At 65.1% G+C, this 19,814-nt stretch carries 16 protein-coding genes; 7 read left to right on the forward strand and 9 right to left on the reverse strand.

The features are described from left to right. Positions 1–83: 83 nt before the first annotated feature. The 4 genes from MKK62_RS26065 to MKK62_RS26080 are packed head-to-tail and all read left to right on the forward strand — an operon-like array spanning position 84 to position 6,751. Positions 84–3,083 (forward strand): MMPL/RND family transporter, encoded by a 3,000-nt coding sequence (locus MKK62_RS26065; protein ID WP_240263041.1) that lies wholly within the window; start codon positions 84–86, stop codon positions 3,081–3,083. Between the two features lie 57 nt (positions 3,084–3,140). Continuing rightward, positions 3,141–4,283: a PE-PPE domain-containing protein gene (locus MKK62_RS26070; protein ID WP_240263040.1), complete on the forward strand. Its 1,143-nt coding sequence runs from the start codon at positions 3,141–3,143 to the stop codon at positions 4,281–4,283. 47 nt (positions 4,284–4,330) lie between these two features. Next, positions 4,331–6,067, forward strand: coding sequence for an AMP-binding protein (locus MKK62_RS26075; RefSeq protein ID WP_240263039.1), 1,737 nt, complete (start codon positions 4,331–4,333; stop codon positions 6,065–6,067). A 33-nt stretch (positions 6,068–6,100) separates the two neighbouring features. Next, positions 6,101–6,751: a GAP family protein gene (locus tag MKK62_RS26080; protein ID WP_240263038.1), complete on the forward strand. Its 651-nt coding sequence runs from the start codon at positions 6,101–6,103 to the stop codon at positions 6,749–6,751. 18 nt (positions 6,752–6,769) lie between these two features. On the opposite strand, the gene MKK62_RS26085 is transcribed toward MKK62_RS26080, so the two are convergent. Next, on the reverse strand, positions 6,770–7,867 hold the full coding sequence (locus MKK62_RS26085; RefSeq protein WP_240263037.1) for a ParB/RepB/Spo0J family partition protein: 1,098 nt from the start codon (positions 7,865–7,867) through the stop codon (positions 6,770–6,772). Positions 7,868–8,357: 490 nt separating this feature from the next. Here MKK62_RS26085 and MKK62_RS26090 point away from each other — a divergent pair, with 490 nt between their 5' ends. The 3 genes from MKK62_RS26090 to MKK62_RS26100 all read left to right on the forward strand — a co-directional run bounded on the left by MKK62_RS26090 (position 8,358) and on the right by MKK62_RS26100 (position 12,936). Then, positions 8,358–9,419, forward strand: coding sequence for an NAD(P)H-dependent amine dehydrogenase family protein (locus tag MKK62_RS26090; protein WP_240263036.1), 1,062 nt, complete (start codon positions 8,358–8,360; stop codon positions 9,417–9,419). 203 nt (positions 9,420–9,622) lie between these two features. After that, positions 9,623–10,042: an MmpS family transport accessory protein gene (locus MKK62_RS26095; protein WP_434085123.1), complete on the forward strand. Its 420-nt coding sequence runs from the start codon at positions 9,623–9,625 to the stop codon at positions 10,040–10,042. Further along, entirely contained in the window at positions 10,039–12,936 is a 2,898-nt protein-coding gene (locus MKK62_RS26100; protein ID WP_240263035.1) for an MMPL/RND family transporter, read from the forward strand. The genes MKK62_RS26095 and MKK62_RS26100 overlap by 4 nt, the downstream gene beginning before the upstream one ends. Here MKK62_RS26100 and MKK62_RS26105 read toward each other — a convergent pair. From MKK62_RS26105 to MKK62_RS26140, 8 genes are all read right to left on the reverse strand, one after another. Continuing rightward, a complete protein-coding gene (locus tag MKK62_RS26105) occupies positions 12,933–13,766 on the reverse strand; it encodes a DegV family protein (RefSeq protein WP_240263034.1) in 834 nt (277 codons plus the stop codon). The two genes, MKK62_RS26100 and MKK62_RS26105, sit on opposite strands and share 4 nt — an antisense overlap. 4 nt (positions 13,767–13,770) lie before the next feature. After that, a complete protein-coding gene (octT, locus tag MKK62_RS26110; protein WP_240263033.1) occupies positions 13,771–14,499 on the reverse strand; it encodes a diglucosylglycerate octanoyltransferase in 729 nt (242 codons plus the stop codon). Continuing rightward, positions 14,489–15,169, reverse strand: a complete 681-nt coding sequence (gpgP, locus tag MKK62_RS26115; protein ID WP_240263032.1) for a glucosyl-3-phosphoglycerate phosphatase — start codon at positions 15,167–15,169, stop codon at positions 14,489–14,491. The genes octT and gpgP overlap by 11 nt, the downstream gene beginning before the upstream one ends. Continuing rightward, on the reverse strand, positions 15,166–15,525 hold the full coding sequence (gene rsfS, locus MKK62_RS26120; protein ID WP_240263031.1) for a ribosome silencing factor: 360 nt from the start codon (positions 15,523–15,525) through the stop codon (positions 15,166–15,168). The genes gpgP and rsfS overlap by 4 nt, the downstream gene beginning before the upstream one ends. Next, entirely contained in the window at positions 15,522–16,118 is a 597-nt protein-coding gene (gene nadD, locus MKK62_RS26125) for a nicotinate-nucleotide adenylyltransferase (protein ID WP_240263918.1), read from the reverse strand. The genes rsfS and nadD overlap by 4 nt, the downstream gene beginning before the upstream one ends. 223 nt (positions 16,119–16,341) lie before the next feature. Beyond that, a complete protein-coding gene (locus MKK62_RS26130; protein WP_240263030.1) occupies positions 16,342–17,352 on the reverse strand; it encodes a PE-PPE domain-containing protein in 1,011 nt (336 codons plus the stop codon). 142 nt (positions 17,353–17,494) lie between these two features. Further along, a complete protein-coding gene (locus tag MKK62_RS26135; protein WP_240263029.1) occupies positions 17,495–18,937 on the reverse strand; it encodes a vWA domain-containing protein in 1,443 nt (480 codons plus the stop codon). Beyond that, entirely contained in the window at positions 18,937–19,812 is an 876-nt protein-coding gene (locus tag MKK62_RS26140; RefSeq protein ID WP_240263028.1) for an AAA family ATPase, read from the reverse strand. Before MKK62_RS26140 ends, MKK62_RS26135 begins: the two co-directional genes overlap by 1 nt. Positions 19,813–19,814 lie beyond the last annotated feature (2 nt).

The raw sequence follows: 19,814 nt of genomic DNA on the forward strand, positions 1-19,814 counted from the left end.
CACGGCATTACGCAACGTGACGAATTGTCGGCGGGTGACGCCAAGGGGCGCGGACGACCGCGCCGAGCGGGGAGAAGACTGACATGCGACGGCTAGCTGACTTCGTGGTGCGATGGCCCTGGCTGGTGATCGCGGCCTGGATAGCGATCGCGGTGGCGCTGCCGCTGGCGTTCCCGTCACTCAACGAGATGTCGGAGAAGCATCCGCTGGCGATCCTGCCCAGCGACGCGCCTTCGGCGGTCACCGCTCGCAAGATGACCGAGGCGTTTCACGAAGCGGGCTCCGAAGACCTGCTGCTGGTGGTGCTGACCGACGACAAGGGCCTCAGCCCTGCCGACGAAGAGACCTATCGCACCCTGGTCGACACGCTGCGCAAGGACACCCGCAACGTCGTCATGCTGCAGGACTTCATCAGCACGCCGCCGCTGAAGTCGATTGTCACCAGCAAGGACAACAAGGCGTGGGTGTTGCCGGTCGGCGTGGCCGGCGAACTCGGCACGCCGCGGTCCTACGAGGCGTTCAGACAGATCACCAACGCGGTGACACACACGGTCGCGGGCACGACATTGAAGGCGAACCTCACCGGGCCCGCCGGCACCGTCGCCGACCTCACCGTCGCCGGCCAGCAAGACCGGATGCCGATCGAGCTGGCCATCGGCGTGATGGTGCTGATCGTGCTGCTGATCGTCTATCGCAGCGCTATCACCATGCTGTTGCCGCTGATCACCATCGGCCTGTCGCTGGTGATTGCACAAGCGGTGGTGGCCGCCTATTCCTTCCTGACGGGTGCCGGCGTCTCGAACCAGTCGATCGTCTTCCTGAGCGCCATCATGGCCGGCGCCGGAACCGACTACGCCGTCTTCCTGATCAGCCGGTATCACGACTATCTGCGGATGGGTGAGGCGCACGAGCCGGCTCTGAAGAAGGCGTTGATCTCGATCGGCAAAGTCATCACGGCGTCCGCGAGCACCGTGGGCATCACTTTCCTGGTGATCAGCTTCGCCAGGATGGGCGTCTTCCAGACCGTCGGCATCGCTTCTGCGATCGGTGTCGCTGTCGCGTTCCTGGCCGCGGTGACGTTGCTGCCGGCAATCCTGGCGCTCGCCGGCCCACGCGGCTGGGTCAAGCCACGCCGCGAACTGACCGCGCGGTTCTGGCGCCGGTCCGGCATCCGCATCGTGCGACGGCCGCGGACCCACCTGGTCGCCAGCCTGATCGTGCTGGCCCTGCTGGCGAGCTGCGCCGGGCTGGTCCACTACAACTACGACGACCGCAAGGCGCTCGACGCTTCGGCTCCGAGCTCGATCGGGTACACCGCGCTGGACCGCCACTTCCCGGTCAACCAGTCGATTCCGGAGTACATCTTCATCCAGTCGCCGCGTGATCTGCGCAATCCCCAAGCTCTGGCCGACTTGGAGCAGCTGGCCGACCGCGTCAGCCAACTGCCGAACGTCGCCGCGGTCAGCGGCATCACCCGGCCCACCGGAAATGTGCCGGAGCAGTTCCGTGCCACGTATCAGGCGGGGGCCATCGGGTCGTTTCTGGCCGGCGGCTCGACGCTGATCAACGACCACACCAACGACCTCAACCAGCTGTCCGAGGGTTCGGTGACGCTAGCCGACAAGCTCGAACAGGTTCAAGGCCAGGTCGGCGAACTCGCCGCCAGCGTCCAGGAACTGGACAGCACCTTCAAGTCCACCAAAGACCAGTACAGCGGCGAGACGTTGGTCCACGAGGTCGACCTCGCGGCCCAACTCGTCGACCACGTGAACGCGATCAGCAACAAGATGGGCTGGAACTACACCGGGGCGAAGAATCTGGTGGAGTGGGTCGGCCCGGTGTTGAACGCGTTGCACGGCAACCCGGTTTGCGACGCCGACGAGTCGTGCAGCAACACCCGCGGCGAATTCGAGCAACTGCTGGGTGCGCAAAACCAGGAAGACATCGACGCGATCAACGACCTGGCTCGGCAGATGGGCGACTACCCGGACAAGAAGCAGCTCAAGGCGTCGACCGACAAGATGCGCGCGTCGATCTCGAAGCTCACCGGCGTGCTGAAGACTCTCGGCATGGACCAGCCCGGCGGCCTGCAGGCGAACCTGGATCAGCTGCAGGGCGGCGCCAACCAGTTCGCCGGCGGCAGCCGGCAGATCGCCGACGCGGTGAATCAGCTGGTGGACCAGGTCAAGCAATTGGGCGCCGGGCTCAGCGAGTCGGCGACATTCCTGCTGTCGCTGAAAAAGGACGCGGCGCACCCCTCGATGGGCGGGTTCAACATCCCGGCCCAGTTGCTGCGACTGCCGGAATTCCAGGACGCCGCCAAGGTATTCATTTCGGCCGACGGCCATTCGGTGCGCTACCTGGTGCAGACCAAGCTCAACCCGTTCAGCACCGAGGCGATGGACCAAGTCAACGCGATCTTGACGACGGCTAAGGGCGCGCAGCCCAACACCGCGCTGTCCGACGCTCAGATCTCGATGTCGGGCTACACCGTCGGCCTCAAAGACACCCGCGACTACTACCAGCACGACATCCGGTTCATCATCGCGGTGACCCTGCTGGTGGTACTGCTGACGCTGGTCCTGCTGCTGCGGGCGATCGTCGCGCCGCTGTACCTGGTGGCCTCCGTCGTCATCTCGTACCTGTCGGCGGTGGGCATCGGCGCGGTGGTGTTCCAGTTCCTGCTCGGGCAGCAGTTGCACTGGAGCGTGCCGCCGTTGGCGTTCGTGGTGCTGGTCGCGGTAGGGGCCGACTACAACATGCTGCTGGTGTCGCGAATGCGTGACGAGTCGCCGCACAGCATGCGCTACGGCATCATCCGCACGCTGAGTTCGACCGGCGGCGTGATCACCGCGGCGGGACTGATTTTCGCCGCGTCGATGGCCGGCTTGCTGTTCTCCAGCATCGGGACAGTGGTGCAGGGCGGTTTCGTGATCGGCGTGGGCATCCTGCTCGACACCTTCCTGGTCCGCACGATCACGGTCCCGGCGATCGCCGCGCTGATGGGACAGGCGAACTGGTGGCCCTCGCGTCTGGTGCCGCGGCGGTTGACCGGCGGCCGCGCACAGCCGGACGCCAGTTAGCGAACACCCGCTATGTATGTGACACTACGGAACGAACCCAAGGGGTCAGGTGTAGGCATGAAGAAACTGCTCGCAGGATTATCGGCGCTGGTAACCGTCTGCGCCACAGGATGTTTCAGCGTCGGCACCGCCTCGGCCGACGGCCCGGAAATCAGCGGACCGCCCTCCCCCGGAGCGCCTGGCGACCAAACCGCCTACGCCCTCGGCGGCGCGCACGTGCTGGGTGTCCCCTACGACAACTACATCCGCATGGAGGGCGCGGAGTGGTTCCCGGGTCAGCAGCGTCAGATCGTCCGCTATCCGGCCGGCCAGGTCCAGGGTCACGTGCTGGCGCATCTGTTCCCCGGCCTGAAACCCGACATCGACAAGGTCGACCAGCAATTCCCGGGCGTTGGCCTGGACGGCCCGAGCGTCGGCCAATCGGTCGCCGAGGGTGTGGACAACCTCGACCGCGCGATCCGGACCACCGGTCGCCCCGGCACGGCGATCGGCCTGTCCGAGGGCGGTTTCGTGGTCGACGGTGAGCAGTTGCGGCTGGCTTCGGCCCCCGACGCTCCGCCGCCCAACGCTTTGAACTTCGCCACCTTCGGCGACCCCATCGGACGCCATGCATGGGGCCAAAGCTTCCTGCGGGCCACCTACCCGGTTGGCGCCAACGTGCCGGCTTTGGACTTCGTCATGACTCCGGAATACGTGAGCCAGTACGATACCAACCGGTTCGTCGCTGCCTACGACTCGATCGCGGACTTTCCGGACCGTCCGGACAACATGTTCGCGTTCGCCAACACGTTGATGGGTCTGGCTACCGGCCACACCGCGGTGGCGTTCACCAATGCCAGCATGGTGCCGCCGCAGAACATCAAGACCACCATCAACGCGCGGGGCGCCAAGGACACCACGATCATGGTTCCGCAGCAGCACCTTCCGCTGGTCATGCCGTTGAAGTACATCGGCATTCCCGAAGACACGCTGAACAAGCTCGACGCGATACTTATCCCGCGAGTCAATGCGGGATACATTAGGAACGACGATCCGGCGACGGCGCCGGTTCAGGTGGACCCGGTGCACGGTTTCGATCCGGCAGTGGTCACCGCTCCGACGAACCAAGCGACATTCGGCGGCGGTGCGGATCCGTTATCCCAGGCGTTAAGCGGTGCCCTGTCGGTGCTTTCGCACGGCGCTAGCGAATCGGCAAACTGACCTCTGCTTGGCGAATCCTCAATTCGATACGAAGTGACGGACGACATATGTCTCAATCGACCATCCTCTCGATGCTTCACGGTCGGGCCAGCATGCGGCCCAACGACGCCGCCTTCACGTTCACCGATTACGAGAAGGACTATGCGGGCGTCCGGGAGACTCTGACCTGGTCGCAGCTCTCCCGCCAGACGCTGAGCGTGGCGCGGGAGATCCGTGCGCACGGGACGGCCGGCGACCGGGCGGTCATTCTGGCGCCGCAGGGACTGGATTACATCCGCGCGTTTCTCGGGGCCATGCAGGCTGGGCTGATCGCCGTTCCGCTTCCGCTCCCGCATCGCGGCTCGAGCTACGACCGGGTCGGTGCGGTCTTCGCCGACACCTCACCTTCGGTTGTGCTCACGACGACGTCCGCGGCAGAGGACGTCGGGGACTACGTCGACCAGTCACGAATGGACACCGCTCCGAAGATCGTCGCCATCGACTCGCTGAATCTGGACGCCGAGGGCGGATCGAGTTTTGCGGTCGGCGACGTTCCGGACATCGCCTACTTGCAGTACAGCTCGGGTTCAACGCGGACGCCGACCGGCGTGATGATGTCGCACCGCAATCTGACGGTGAATTTCGAGCAGCTGATGCGCAGTTTCTTCGCAGGCTCGAAGGTCCCGGCCGGCGCGGAAATCGTGTCGTGGCTGCCCTTCTACCACGACATGGGCCTTGTGCTGGGCGTGTGCGCACCGATCCTGGGCGGATACCACGCCGAACTGTCGAGCCCGCTGGCCTTCCTCGAACGGCCGGCGCGCTGGGTGCAGGCGATGGCCAAGAGCGTCCACGCATGGTCGTCGGCGCCCAACTTCGCCTTCGATCTGGCCGCCCGCAAGACGACCGACGCCGACTTGGCCGGCATGGACCTGGGTGGCGTGCTGGGGATCATAAGTGGCGCCGAGCGAGTCGAACCGGCCACCTTGCAGCGCTTCGTCGACCGCTTCTCGCACTTCAACTTCACCGACACGATGATGCGTCCGTCCTACGGCTTGGCCGAGGCCACGGTGTTCGTCGCGACCGGCGTCTGGCATGAAGACCAGCCGATTAAGACCTTCGACGTCGGTGAGCTCGGTGTCGGTCAGGTCGAGCGGTGCGCGCCTGGCGAGGGCTCCGCGCTGGTCAGTTACCGCATTCCGCAGTCGCCGCAGTTGCGGATCGTCGACAGCGAGACGTACCGCGAATGCCCGAAGGACCAGATCGGCGAGATTTGGGTGCACGGCGAGAACGTCGCCGAGGGCTACTGGAACAAATCACCGGAAGAGCAGTCCTGCTTCGGCGCGACGCTCAACGAGCCCTCACCGGGGACCCCGGCTGGCCCGTGGTTGCGCACCGGCGACCTGGGCTTCATCCACGAAGGCGAGTTGTTCATCGTCGGCCGCATCAAGGATCTGCTGATCATCCGTGGCCGCAACCACTACCCGGAGGACATCGAGGCGACGATCCAGCAGATCGCGCACGGACGCGTGGCCGCGATCTCGGTCCAGACGGACAGCAGTGAGCAGCTGGTGACGGTGATCGAGGTCAAGAAAAAGCGCGGCGAAGCCAGCGAGGATTTGGCGCACCGGCTGAGCGGAGTCCGCAGCGAGGTCACATCGGCTATCTCCAACGCGCACGGCGTGAACGTCAGCGACGTCGTTCTTGTCCCGGCTGGCTCGATCCCTACCACGACGAGCGGCAAAATTCGTCGGCAGGCCTGTGTCGAGTTGTATCGCCAGAGCGAATTCGCACGGTTGGACGCCTAGCCCGATCACGGGTCGCAGCACCAGAATCGGCTCATGCTGGCAACTGTCCTGATAATGGCGCTTGCCGTCAGTGTCGAGCCATTTCGTATTGGCATGACAGTCCTGATGCTGAATAGGCCCCGCCCCGCACGTCAGCTCTTTGCGTTTTTGTGTGGTGGTTTCGTCATGGGCACCACCGTCGGTTTGATTGTCCTTTTTGTATTTCGGCGAATTGTGACGGGGACCTCCGTTGTGACGGTGCCCAGGATGCAATTCCTGATCGGGCTCGTCGTGCTGGGCATCGCCGCGATCGTCGGCTTCGACCTCGTCTCGCGGCTGGGCTCGCGCCCCGCGAAGTTGGCCGCGCCGGCGACCCGGCTGCTGCGCGGTGATTCGCTGTCGGTCGCCGGAGTCGCGGGCCTCAGCATTGCGCTACCGTCGGTCGATTACCTGGCCGCGCTGGCGGTGATCCTGGCTTCCGGCGCCGCGGCGCTGACCCAGGTGGCCGTTCTGGTCGCTTTCAACGTGGTGGCCTTCGCGCTGGTGGAGATCCCACTGGTGGCCTACCTCGTGGCGCCCGGGCCGACCGCGAGGGCGGTAACAGCGCTGCACGAATGGATTCGGTCGCGGCGCCGCCGCGACGTCGCGATCACGCTAGCGGTGATCGGCTGCGCATTTCTCGCCATCGGGGCGTCCGGCTTCTAAAAGCGTTGGGCCATCGGCTCAATGCGCGTTGGCTTCGAATTTCTCCGCGATCCCCTGCCAGGCGCGGGCGTTTTTCCGGGCTATCTCGGCGAAGGTACCCGCGCAGTGCGCCGGTGCGGAGTCGGCGAATTCTTCACAGGCGCTGATCGCAACCACGACCGTGGACAGCAGCCGCAACAACGCCCGCCCACGCTCGGACGACCTGACTGAGGGGTCGTTCCTGAGTCGTTGCAGGAGGTCGCGACCGCGGCCCTCCGGGACGTTACGGGAGCCCTGGGATGGAGTCGCGAGCGGCGACGGCACCGGGGCGGTAGTCGCGCCGACGGCTGACGCGGCGACCTGACCGACCCGCTTGGCGAGGTTGTCCGGCAGCGGGCTTTCGCCCTTGCCGATCCGCTGGCGCACATCGCGCGCTGTCGTGACCGATACGCCGGCCTTACGCGCGATTTCGCGCAGGGACGCTCGCGGATTCATCGACAGGAATTCGGCGGCGCGGTGCCGGCCGTTGGCCGGACTGACCGGTCGGATTTTTCCGTCGCGCCCGAGCCTGGGGTTCAACTGGGAGATTTCCTCGGTTGTACAGCCGCGTAATTTTCCGACCGTTTTATTCGACACTCCCGCGATTAATCCAATAGACCGGTCTGACCAATGCGGGTAAGATTGCAGAACCCGTTGTGCGGCCGCTTTTCGCTCGGCGAGCGTGAGCGGAAGACCGTGTGTGACATTCAAATGCACGGCGAGTGCGAAAGCCTCTGCGTCATTACCCTCGAAGAGTCGGGCCGCAATTGTGCTGTGTCCCCGCAATTCGGTGGCGCGCAGTCGGTGCACCCCGTCTATCACCCGCATCGATCCGCGGTGAATCACGATCGGAGGCAGCGGCAGCGGCGACTGAGCCAGCACCTGGATGTGGCTTTCGTTGGCTTTGGTCTTTCGCGGCGTGTAGGAACTGCGGATTGCGGCGAGCGGAATGTCCTCCACCGGCAGCATGCTGCCGCGGTGGACCCACTCCTCCACCGCACACGCAGACAGTGGGTCTAGTTGGCCGTAGCCGGGAAACGAGGCGACGGTCATGTCCGCCTCGCCGATGACCCGTGCACTGCTTTCGCGTAGTTGCATCTTCGCCTCGAAGCCCTGGGTTATCGGCTCGGACGTCGTTCACCGCGAGTTTGCTGCGTGCCCATGCGACCGAACCCCTTTCGGCGGTTACAAAAAACTTACTCAGGCGTAGCTTACTCGAGAGTAAGAAAACGATCGTTCACTGTCAACGTGTGGGGCCAACTTCGGTACCGGCGGTCCGACCTAATTCGCCGGGGTTTACCGGCGACTCCATCGGTTGCGGCAGTGCATGTTTCGGCACACATTCAACGCTTGTTCAATGCGAAAATCCATGTCGTGGCCACTTTGACAGCTGTCGAATACTGGCCGCCGAGCCGCGAGGTACGTCGGAAACGGTGCTGCCGGAACGGGGATCGATCAACCGATTTCCGGCGGACGGCCGAGAATTTTCCGGAGCGGCAAAATTAACTCCGTCGAAGAGCTGACCCGCTCGGGGGCCGACAACCCGGGTGAACATAATGAGTTCAGTCACACCGGCAAAGGAGCCCTGATGGTAGCGACACACCCGAGCCGACCCATTCGCGTGATCCAGTGGACGACGGGCAACATCGGGCGTCGGTCGTTGCACGCCATCATCGGCAGGCCGGACATGGAACTCGTCGGGGTCTATGCCCACGGTCAGGACAAGGTCGGGGTCGACGCGGCCGAGCTGTCCGGCTGGCCGAATCCGACCGGCGTCGCCGCCACCAACGACGTCGATGCCCTACTGGCTCTTCGACCCGACGCGTGCTGTTACAACCCGCTGTGGCCCAGCATCGACGAGCTGGTCCGGCTGCTCGAGTCCGGCGTCAACGTGTGCACCAGCGCGGCCTGGATCACCGGCGGAAAGCAGACACCGGAGGACCGGCAACGCATTCTCGACGCCTGCGAGCGGGGACAGTCGACGATCTTCGGCAGCGGCGCCCACCCAGGTATGACCAACCTGGTCGGGATGGCACTCAGCGGTTCGTGTGAACGCGTCGACGAGATTCGCATCACCGAGTCGGTGGACTGCTCGACCTACGAGTCGGCGGAGACACAGACCGCCATGGGCTTTTCGCAAGATCCGGACACGCCCGGGTTGGCTGAGAGCGTGCGCCGCGAGAGCGAGGTCTTCGCCGAATCGGCTGCGATGATGGCCGACGCGATCGGCGCGACGCTGGACAAGATGACCTTCGACGTCACCTTCACCGCAGCCACCGGCGATTCCGACTTGGGCTTCATGAAGATTCCGGCCGGCACCGTCGGCAGCGTCTTCGGCTACCACCGCGGTTGGGTGGGCGACCGCAACGTGGTCAGCGTCGGATTCAACTGGACCATGGGCGATCACGTGACACCTCCCAAGCCGCTCGAACACGGCCATGTCATCCAGGTTTTCGGTGTGCCGAATATGCGCACGGTGGTTCACTGCCTGCCGCCGAAGGACTGGACCGAGCTGGGATTCATGGGTCTGGGCATGATCTACACCGCGATGCCGGTGACCAACGCGGTGCCGGCCGTGGTGGCGGCCGAGCCCGGAATTGTGACGCTCGCCGACCTGCCGCCGGTCACGGGGCGAGCCGCAGTGTCGTAATGCCAAGCCGCGCAAGGTGTTGTGGCCTGCGGCTGATTGCGTCGCCTCACGGCCGTCGTCGCGACGGCCCGTGCAGAACGCGTGCGTGCCCTATGCTCTAACATCGTTAGCCGACCAAAGGTTCTCGACACCACATTGTGGTCCGGCTTCACCGATGCCGGGACGGAAGAGGAGACCGAGTGAGGACGTCATCAGTGGGCGGTCTGCTCAAACGGGGATGGATTCCGTTGGTTCTCGTCGTCGTGCTGTCGGTGTCAGGTCTCGCCGTGACGCGATTACACAAGGTATTCGCCTCCCAAGACCTCAACGCGAATTCAGGAGCCGGGATCAAGATCGTGCAGTTCAACCCCAAAGTCGTGAAGTACGAGATCTTCGGCAACCCCGGCGCAACCGCCAACATCAACTATTGGGACGCCGACGCCAACACCCACCAGATCAACAACGCTCCCCTGCCGTGGGAGTACACGGTGTCGACCACGCTGCCCACGGTGAGCGCGAACATCATGGCCCAAACCGACGGCGGTTACATCGGTTGCCGCATCACGGTCGACGGTGAACTACGCGAGCACCAGAGTTCGGACGGCCACAACGCACAGACGTTCTGCCTGGTGAAGTCCGCATGAGCAACCATGAAACGGTTCCGCAGTCGACCACGCAGCACCGGCCGTTCATTCCACACTTCATCCGACTCTTCGCGATCCCGATCATCATCGGCTGGGTGGTGCTGACCGTCATCGTCAACGTCGCGGTGCCCACGCTGGAAGTCGTCGGCGAGGCCCACTCGGCCCCGATGGCTCCCCTTGATGCGCCGTCGATGAAGGCGATGATGCGGATGGGGCACAACTTCCACGAGTTCGATTCCAACAGCACCGTGATGGTCGTCGTGGAAAGCCAACAGTCGCTGGGTGATTCGGCCCATCGGTACTACGACGACATCGTGCGCAAATTGCGCCAAGACACCAAACACGTCCAACACATTCAGGACTTCTGGGGCGACCGCTTCACCGCGGCCGGGGCGCAATCCGCCGACGCGAAAGGCGCCTACGTTCAGGTCAACATCGCCGGTAACCAGGGCACCACCGAGGCCAACGACTCAGTCGACGCCGTCCGCAAGGTCGTCGACGAAGAGAAGGCGCCGCCGGGGGTCAAGGCGTACGTGACCGGACCCGCCGCACTGTCAGACGACATGCACGTGATCGGCAACGACAGCCTGGCCACGATTACGTTGTTCACCCTCGGCGCGATCGCCATCATGTTGTTGCTGGTCTACCGCTCCATCACGACGACGCTGATCCAGCTGTTCATGACGTTCGTCGCGCTCGCCTGCGCACGCGGCATCGTCGCAGTTCTTGGATACAACAACGCATTCGGGCTCACCACCTTCGCCGCCAACATCTTGACCATGCTGGCAATCGCGGCCGGCACCGACTACGGCATCTTCCTGGTGGGTCGCTACCAGGAGGCACGTCGCGAAGGTGAAGACCGGGAATCGGCGTACTACACGACGTTCAAGGGCGTGGCGCCCGTCGTGCTGGGGTCCGGGCTGACCATCGCGGGTGCCACCTACTGCCTGAGCTTCTGCCGGCTGCCCTGGTTCTCCACCATGGGCGCACCGGTCGCGATCGGCATGATCGTCGTCGTGTTGGCCGGGCTGACGCTCGGACCGGCGATCGTGTTCGTGGGTAGCAAGTTCGGGATGTTCGAGAAGAAGAACCAGAAGCAAGGCAAGCTGTGGCGGCGAGTCGGGACCGCCGTCGTCCGTTGGCCGGCACCGATTTTCGCGGTGAGCACTGCGGTGGTGTTGGTCGGGATGGTGGCGTTGCCCGGATTCAAAACCAGCTACAACGACCGCCACTACCTACCCGAATCGGCACCCTCGAACGTCGGTTATGCCGCCGCCGACCGGCACTTCTCCGAAGCCCGGATGAACCCGGACCTGCTGATGATCGAGTCCGACCACGACATGCGCAACACCGCCGACATGCTGGTGCTCGACAAGGTCGCCAAGAACGAGATTCGCACGGTCGGCATCGCGATGATCCAGGACATCACCCGCCCGCTGGGAATCCCGATCCAGCACAGCTCAATTCCGTTTCAGAACAGCATCCAGAGCCAGACGACCATGCAGAACATGGACTTCCTCAAAGACAGAATGAAAGACATTCTGAAGATGGCCGACGAGATGCAAATCATGATCAACGTGACCGAGCGCCAGGCGAAGGTCACCCACGACCTGGCCTCCGCCGCTCTCGACAGTGCGAAGACCACTCAGGAAACCTCGGAGATCACCGACACCCTGCGGGACCACATCGCGGACTTCGAAGACTTCTACCGGCCGATCCGCAGCTACTTCTACTGGGAGAAGCACTGCTACGACATCCCGATCTGCATCTCGTTCCGCTCGCTGTTCGACTCGATCGACGGCTTCGATCAACTCGCCGAGAAGTTCCATGACCTGTCCGGTGACATCACCCGCACCGCGCAGGCCTCACACGAGTTGGAGCAGCTGATCCCGATCATGCTGGAAACGTTGAAGACAACGCACGGCCTGACGTTGACGATGTACCAGACGTTCAAGGCGATGATCGATCAGATGGAGGCGATGAGCAACACCGCCATCGTGATGGGGCAAAGCTTCGACAAGTCGCAGAACGACGACTTCTTCTACCTGCCACCCGAAGCGTTCCAGAACCCGGAGTTCATCCGCGGTGTGAAGATGTTCTTCTCTCCCGACGGAAAATCGGTGCGATTCTTCATCACTCACCAGAGCGACCCGATGACACCGGAGGGCATCGACCGGGTGGGTGCCGAGCGAACCGCTGCGCAAGAGGCGTTGAAGCAGTCGTCGCTCTCCGATGCCAAGGTGTATCTGGGCGGCACGGCGGCGACCTTCCGCGACATGGCCGACGGCGAGAAGTACGACCTGATGATCGCGGTCGTCTCGGCGCTGACGCTGATCTTCATGATCATGCTGCTGCTGACCCGAAGCGTGGTCGCCGCGCTGGTAATCGTCGGCACCGCAAGCAGTTCGATCGCCGCGTCATTCGGGCTGTCGGTGCTGATCTGGCAAGACCTGTTCGGCATGCACATCCACTGGATCGTCATGGCTCTGTCGGTCATCATCCTGTTGGCCGTCGGCTCGGACTACAACCTGCTGCTGGTGTCTCGATTCAAAGAAGAGATACATGCCGGGCTCAAGACGGGTTACATCCGGTCGATGGCCGGCACCGGGGCGGTGGTGACGTCGGCCGGTTTGGTGTTCGCGTTCACGATGGCCGCGATGCTGGGTAGCGAGTTGACGGTGCTTGGCCAGTTCGGCTCGACGGTCTGCATCGGTCTGCTGCTCGACACCCTGGTGGTGCGAACGCTTTTCATGCCATCGCTAGCCACGCTGCTGGGCCGCTGGTTCTGGTGGCCGCTGGTGATACATCCGCGCGGCGACCACGCCAAGCCAAAGCCACCGGCGCCGGTCACCGACGAGGCCAACACCGCCCCGCTGGCCGTGCGGCAGTCCTAGTCGTCGACCTCGACGCAGACCCCGAGCGCACCGGCGCCCACGTGCAGGGCGAGCACTGGACCCAGGTCGGTGACGATCGCCTGTTCGCAGGCCGGCAGCCGCTCGGACAGCGTTTCCACGACAGCCTGCGCGCCCTCCGGATTCGCGACATGATGAACCGCCACCGCGGCTCGCCGGTCGCCGACGGTGTCGACGACCCGGTCGATCATGGTGGCAACCGCTTTGCTCGCTGTGCGAACTCGCTGCGCCAGAACGAGTTTGCCATCCTCGATGCGTAGCAGCGGTTTGAGCGACAGCTTGGTTCCCAGCCATGCGCCGGCACCGCCGATCCGTCCGCTGCGCCGCAGGTTATCCAGCTGGTGCACGACGACGAAGCCGTGGTTGCGGCTCGTGGCGGCCTGCGCGGCGGCCACCACAGCGTCCTGATCGGCGCCCTGCGCCGCTGCCCGCGCTGCCGCCAGCGCGATGAAGCCGGTGTTCATCCCGGTGAATTTCGAGTCCAAAACCCTGATCTGCGAGCCGATCTCGGCGGCGGTGGACTCTGCCGCCCCGTATGTTCCGGACAGCGCCTTGGACAGATGAACGGCGACCACCCCGGCGCCCGCGCTTTCGTCGAGCGCCTGCCGGTAGACCTCGGCCAGCTCGGCCGGCGTGGCCGCCGCGGTGGTGGCGTGACCGATGTCGTGGATATCGTCCGGAATGTCGTCGACGCCGTCGCGAAGGTCGTTGCCGTCGAACAGGATATGCAGCGGGACTTCACGTATCCCCCACTGCCTGCGCAGGTCTGCGGGAAGGCGTGCCGAGGAGTCGGTGACGACGACGACGGGCACGAAGTCAGCTGCCGACCTTGACGCCGGCTTCGGCCAGCGCCTTGAGCATCAACTCCGCGACCGCCAGATGCGCGTCGAAGTTCCAGTGGATGCCGTCGGGATTGCCGCGACCGTTCATCACCTCGTCGGCAACCGCGGCTTTCAGATCGACCAGGGGGACGTCGTGTTCAGCGGCCCACCGGGTGATCGCCGCGACGGTGCCCGGCCGACCGTGGTGCGCCTTGCCGTAGGCCTCGGCGATGTGCACCGACGGTAGTGACGCCACCATCGGAATCCCGGGCCTGTTGAAATCGATTGCCCCGCGGGTCTCTTCGAGGTATTCGGCGGTGAGGTGCGGCGGCAGCGCGGCGCGCGCCACCGGCGACAGCCGCGGCTGCACCCATCCGTAGCCGTCGCGAACCCAGCGCCGCAGCCACGGTGGGCGCACGTAACGGATGAGTTCGCGCAGAGCGGTCGGCAACGGCGACGGCAGCGAATCCATGCCGCTGGTCGCGAAGATCACCGCGCCGGCCCGCGGCAGCGCTGCCCATGCCCGGGGGTCCTGAGTGGCCGCCCACCAGACGTCCCGACAGGTCCACCCGATCCGACCGATCAGCTCGAGATCCCAACCCAATTGCGTGGCAACCAGATTGGGCCAGATCCGCGGGTCGTCGGACGGTAGCCCGCCGTTGGGGCCGTAATACGCCAGCGAGTCTGCGAAGACCAGCAGTGTCGGGGTGTGCTCAGAGGACATCGCCGGCGACCTGTGCTGAAGCGTTCCACACGTCGAGTCGCCATCGGATGGCGTCGAAATCGTCGCTAGCGGCGCCGAACTCGGTGTGCCCGGACAGCTGCGTCCAGCTCGCATTGCCCATGCCGCCCAACACCGGCCAGTTGTCGACCGGTAGCCGAAGCAACGCCGCGGTCAACGCGGCGATCAGGCCGCCGTGGGCGACCAACACGATCGGGCGTGCCGACCCGTCGTCGGCACCCCAGTCCGGCTCGGCGGCGACCAGTTCGGCAACCAGCGGCACACTGCGGTCCGCCACGTCGACGCGGTTCTCCCCGCCGTGCGGCGCCCAGGTGGCGTCCTCGCGCCACGCCAGCCGCGCGCCGGGGGCGATGGCGTCGATCTCGGTGTGGGTCAGGCCTTGCCAGTCACCGAGATGGGTTTCCCGCAGCCGGTCGTCGGCCCGCACCCGCAAGCCGGTGCGCTCCTGCAACGCGACCGCGGTGTCGTACGCGCGACGCAGATCCGAGGACACGATCAACAACGGCTGATGCTTGCCGAGCGCCTCGGCCGCGGCCACCGCCTGCGCGCGGCCGAGTTCGGTCAACTCGGTGTCGAGTTGACCCTGCATCCGGCTGCCGAAATTGAATGCGGTCTGGCCATGCCGCAGCATCACCAGCCGACGGATCGTCATGACAGGTCCATTGCGACGACCGGACAGTCGCGCCACAGACGGTCGAGGGCATAGAAGTCGCGCTCGTCCTGGTGCTGGATGTGCACGACGATGTCGACGTAGTCCAGCAGCGTCCAGCGACCCTCGCGGGTTCCCTCCCGGCGGGCCGGCTTGTAACCGGCCTCGCGCATCTTTTCTTCGACCTCGTCGACGATCGCGTTGACTTGCCGTTCGTTGGACGCCGAGGCGATCACGAAGCAGTCGGTGATCACCAACTGATCGGACACGTCGATCACGACGACGTCGTCGGCGAGCTTCGAGGCGGCCGCGCGCGCCGCGACTGCTGCCATGTCGATGGCCTCGGGCGCGGCGGTCACGCGTCCTCCCCCGGTTTGCGGTAAAGATCGGTCTTGGAGATGTATTGCACGACGCCGTCGGGCATCAGGTACCACAGCGGGCGGCCTTCCGCGGCGCGCTGCCGGCAATCGGTGGAAGAGATTGCCAGAGCGGGAATCTCGACAAGCGAGAGGGCGTCCTCCGGCAGGCCGGCGAGCACGCCGGCGAGATGCTCGCTGCCGAGGTCGTAACCGGGCCGGCTGACGCCGACGAACCGCGCCGCGGCGAACAGCTCGTCGAGGTCTTGCCAGGACAGGATGGAAGCGAGCGCGTCGGCACCGGTGATGAAGTACAGATCGGAGTCCGGGTTGAGCGCCTGCAGATCGCGCAACGTGTCCTTGGTGTAGGTGGGACCGGCACGGTCGATGTCGACGCGGCTGACCGCGAAGCGGGGGTTGGCGGCGGTGGCGATCACCGTCATCAGGTAGCGGTCCTCGCCGGGGCTGACCTGGCGGCCCTTCAGCCAGGGCTGGCCGGTCGGCACGAACACCACCTCGTCGAGGCCGAACAGGTCGGCGACCTCGCTGGCCGCGACCAGGTGGCCGTTGTGGATGGGATCGAACGTCCCACCCATGACTCCCAGCCGCCGCTTTTGCACGGTTTGCCAGCTTACTTGAGCGTGATACGACCGGCCCTCGATGTCACAGAGGCCACATCAGCACCTCGCAGGAGTCAGTGTCCGAGCTGCCCGGCTCTCAGCGACAATCCTTGTCCGCCGCCGGCGTTGTCGCGCGGAGGTGGGCACGTCGACTGCACCCTCGGCGAAGGACGTACGGGGCCGCCTATGCGGGCCGAGGTCAGAAGTAGGCGGGGTTGAAGAGGTCCTGGATGGTCGCCAGCAGGGCGGTGATTCCTCCGCTGTCGGCAAGCCCGTGCGAAAACGCGCCCACCAACGCCGCCCAGTCGTCGATGATTGCGCCCGGGTCCGAACCGTCCGGAATGGTGATCGTCGTGGTCAGGCCATCGGTGGTGGCGACGCCAGTGGCGATCTCCTCCGGCGTCAGCCCCAGGTACTCCACGTGGGTGGTGAAGAAGTGGTAGAGACCGTTGCCCAGGGCTTCCAGAGGACTGCCCCCGTTATTGATGGTGGCGTCCCAAACCTCCTGCCAGTCCGCGACCCCGTCGGTGTTGATGTCGTAGATGGTCGTCGGATACAGGTCGTTGGGCGTGTAGTCGGCCAGCAAGCCGCCGGGGGCGAATTGGTCCTCGTTGATCGCTTGGAGCAGGAAGTCGGTGATGTTCGTGCCGGTAGTGCCTCCGCCGAACAGCTGAACCAGGTCGGCGTAGATGTTGGTGGCGATCCCGTTCGCGTCGCTCGGGTCGCCGATGAACACGAAACGCAGGTCATCGGAGGGAATCGTGGCCGAAAGTACCTTCTCGGCCGCCGAAGCCAGGATCGCGCTCTGCGAGTAGGCGAAGATCGTCAGCGGGTGGTCGGCACTGATGGCTCCGGTGGCGTATTCGGCTTCCACCGCGGCAATCAGGTCCGCCTCGCCCTGCAGACTGCTCGGGCCGAACTCGAACACTTCCGGCGTCGTCAAGACCTGCAGCGAGCCGTCGCACGGCACCGAGAACACCATGTCACAGATCGACGCGCTATCAGCGAACCCCAACGGCTTCAGGTACAGCGACTCGACGGCGTCCACATACGCCGTCGACGGTGTGGGCTGGCCGGTGCCGCCGAGCACCAGCGCGGTCGTGCTGCCGTACAACGGATCGTCCGCGTCGGCGAAGGCAGGTACGGACAAGGCAATCGCTGCGCCGACCGCTCCGATGATCGGGGCCGTGGCATATCGACGCTTCAGCATTAAGAACCTCAATCCATATGTGCCGGTTGCAAATAACGCACCTGAGCTCTGCCTGATATCGAGCTAAGAATAGCGCCAAGGTGTGCTGTGCAACTGAGGAAGTTCTGCGACGAGGGTTACGCCCTGGGTCGCCGGGACGAAATTAAACCGGCAGCAGTTGATCGATCACCGACGCGAGCTGCTTGGCGGAGCGGCATTCGTGCATCGTGATCACTTCTTGATAGCGCGGCACGGCGGAATCACCGCTGCCCCACAAATGCTTGGGCTCGGGGTTCAGCCAGTGGGCATGCCGGCTCGCGGTCACCATGTGCGACAGGACGTCGATGGCCGGGTCGCGGTAGTTGGTCCGGCCGTCGCCCAGCACCAGTAGCGAACTGCGCGGCGACAGGACGTCCGGATGGGCCTGGATGAACGAGACGAAAGCGTTGCCGTAATCGCTGTGGCCGTCACGGGTGTAGACACCCGCCTCGCGGGTGATCCGCTGAATCGCCACGGCAAGGTCAGCGTCGGGACCGAACATGTGGGTGACCTCGTCGCTGGTGTCGATGAACGCGAAGACCCGCACCCGGGAAAATTGCTGACGCAGCGCATGCACCAGCAGCAGCGTGAAGTGACTGAATCCGGCGACCGAACCGGACACGTCGCAGAGCACCACCAGTTCCGGGCGGGCCGGACGCGGCTTGCGCAGCACCAGATCGATCGGCACCCCGCCGGTCGACATCGACTTGCGCAGCGTCTTGCGCAGGTCGATCGCGCCGGCGCGGGCCCGGCGACGCCGGGCGGCCAACCGGGTTGCCAGCGTGCGGGCCAGCGGTTGCACGACGCGACGCATCGACCGCAGCTGATCACCGGAGGCACGCAAAAACTCGACGTTCTCGGACAGTTGCGGAATGCCGTACATCTGGACGTGGTCGCGGCCCAGCTGTTCGGCGGTCCGCCGTTTGGTCTCGGCGTCGACCATCTTGCGCAGCTGCGTGATGCGCTGAGCGGCAAGCGCTTTGGCGATCTCCTGCTGGGTGGGCGTCGGCTCGTCGCCGTAGGGTGCGAGCAGGCCGGCCAGCAGCTTGCCCTCCAACTCGTCCAGCGCCATCGATTTGAGCGCCTGATACGACGAGTACGACGGGCCTCGGCTGGAGTTGTATTTGCCGTAGGCGTCCACGATTTGAGCGATCATCGCGACCAGCCGGTCGTCCATGTCGGCGAGGTCGGGGTTGTCGGTGAGCAGATCGAGCAGCATCTGCCGCATCGCCTCGACATCGTCGGGCGGCAACTGCACGTCCGGATCGATGGCCTCCTCGTCCGCTACGGCGGCGCGGGTGCCCAGCGCGGCGGGCCACCACAGGTCGAACATCGCGTCATAGGTCTCGCGGTGTTCGGGCCGCCGCAGCACCGCACACGCCAAGCCCTCGCGCAGGATCTCCCGATCGCTTAAGCCCAGCACACCCATCACCTGGCCGGCGTCTACGGTCTCCGACGGCCCAACCGAAATGCCTTGGCCACGTAGCGCTTCGACGAACCCGACCAAGTGGCCCGGGATGCCGTGGGGTGCCAGCGGCTGGCTGGGCCGAACGCGGCGCACGGCCATCAGTTCAGCCGTAACTCAGAGGTGGCGCGGGTCTGATCGGACTGGTGCTTGAGCACGACACCCATCGTGGCGGCGATGGTGGCGTCGTCGATGGTGTCCAGGCCCAGGGCCAGCACCGTGCGCCCCCAATCGATGGTCTCGGCCACCGACGGCAGCTTCTTGAGCTGCATGCCGCGTAGCACGCCGATGATGCGGACCAGCTCCTCGGCGATGTGGCCCGGCAGCTCTGGCACGCGGGACAAAAGGATCCGGCGCTCGAGCTCGGGTGTCGGAAAGTCGATGTGCAGGAACAGGCAGCGACGCTTGAGCGCCTCGGACAGTTCCCGGGTGGCGTTGGAGGTCAGCACCGTGAACGGCCTGCGCTCGGCGGCAATGGTGCCCAACTCGGGGACCGTCACCGCGAAATCAGAGAGCACCTCCAGCAGCAGGCCTTCGATTTCGATGTCGGCCTTGTCGGTTTCGTCGACCAGCAGCACGGTGGGTTCGGTCTGTCGAATCGCGGTCAGCAGTGGTCGCGAGAGCAGGAACTCCTCGGTGAAGACGTCGGTCTTGGTCTGGTCCCAGTCGCCGGAGCCGGCTTGAATGCGGAGGATCTGCTTGGCGTGGTTCCACTCGTAGAGCGCGCGGGCCTCGTCGACACCTTCGTAGCACTGCAGGCGGACCAGACCGGACCCGGTGGCCTGGGCGACGGCGCGGGCGAGTTCGGTCTTGCCAACTCCGGCCGGGCCCTCCACCAGCAGCGGCTTGCCCAACCGGTCGGCGAGGAAAACGGCTGTCGCAGTGGCGGTGTCGGGCAGATAGCCGGTCTCGGCGAGCCGCCGTCCGACATCCTCGATGTCGGCGAACAGCGGTGCGGGCCGCGCGGGCACACTCACGT

It is taken from the genome of Mycobacterium paraterrae, from assembly GCF_022430545.2.
In the GTDB taxonomy this organism is placed as follows: domain Bacteria; phylum Actinomycetota; class Actinomycetes; order Mycobacteriales; family Mycobacteriaceae; genus Mycobacterium; species Mycobacterium paraterrae.

Bases quoted from the DNA above. Each gene is read 5' to 3' on its own strand.
- MKK62_RS26100 (WP_240263035.1), top strand. From the start codon at position 10,039: ATGAGCAACCATGAAACGGTTCCGCAGTCGACCACGCAGCACCGGCCG.
- MKK62_RS26065 (WP_240263041.1), top strand. From the start codon at position 84: ATGCGACGGCTAGCTGACTTCGTGGTGCGATGGCCCTGGCTGGTGATC.
- MKK62_RS26075 (WP_240263039.1), top strand. From the start codon at position 4,331: ATGTCTCAATCGACCATCCTCTCGATGCTTCACGGTCGGGCCAGCATG.
- octT (WP_240263033.1), bottom strand. From the start codon at position 14,499: ATGTCCTCTGAGCACACCCCGACACTGCTGGTCTTCGCAGACTCGCTG.
- MKK62_RS26135 (WP_240263029.1), bottom strand. From the start codon at position 18,937: ATGGCCGTGCGCCGCGTTCGGCCCAGCCAGCCGCTGGCACCCCACGGC.
- MKK62_RS26080 (WP_240263038.1), top strand. From the start codon at position 6,101: ATGCTGGCAACTGTCCTGATAATGGCGCTTGCCGTCAGTGTCGAGCCA.
- MKK62_RS26090 (WP_240263036.1), top strand. From the start codon at position 8,358: ATGGTAGCGACACACCCGAGCCGACCCATTCGCGTGATCCAGTGGACG.
- MKK62_RS26070 (WP_240263040.1), top strand. From the start codon at position 3,141: ATGAAGAAACTGCTCGCAGGATTATCGGCGCTGGTAACCGTCTGCGCC.
- nadD (WP_240263918.1), bottom strand. From the start codon at position 16,118: ATGGGTGGGACGTTCGATCCCATCCACAACGGCCACCTGGTCGCGGCC.
- MKK62_RS26130 (WP_240263030.1), bottom strand. From the start codon at position 17,352: ATGCTGAAGCGTCGATATGCCACGGCCCCGATCATCGGAGCGGTCGGC.
- MKK62_RS26085 (WP_240263037.1), bottom strand. From the start codon at position 7,867: ATGCAACTACGCGAAAGCAGTGCACGGGTCATCGGCGAGGCGGACATG.
- gpgP (WP_240263032.1), bottom strand. From the start codon at position 15,169: ATGACGATCCGTCGGCTGGTGATGCTGCGGCATGGCCAGACCGCATTC.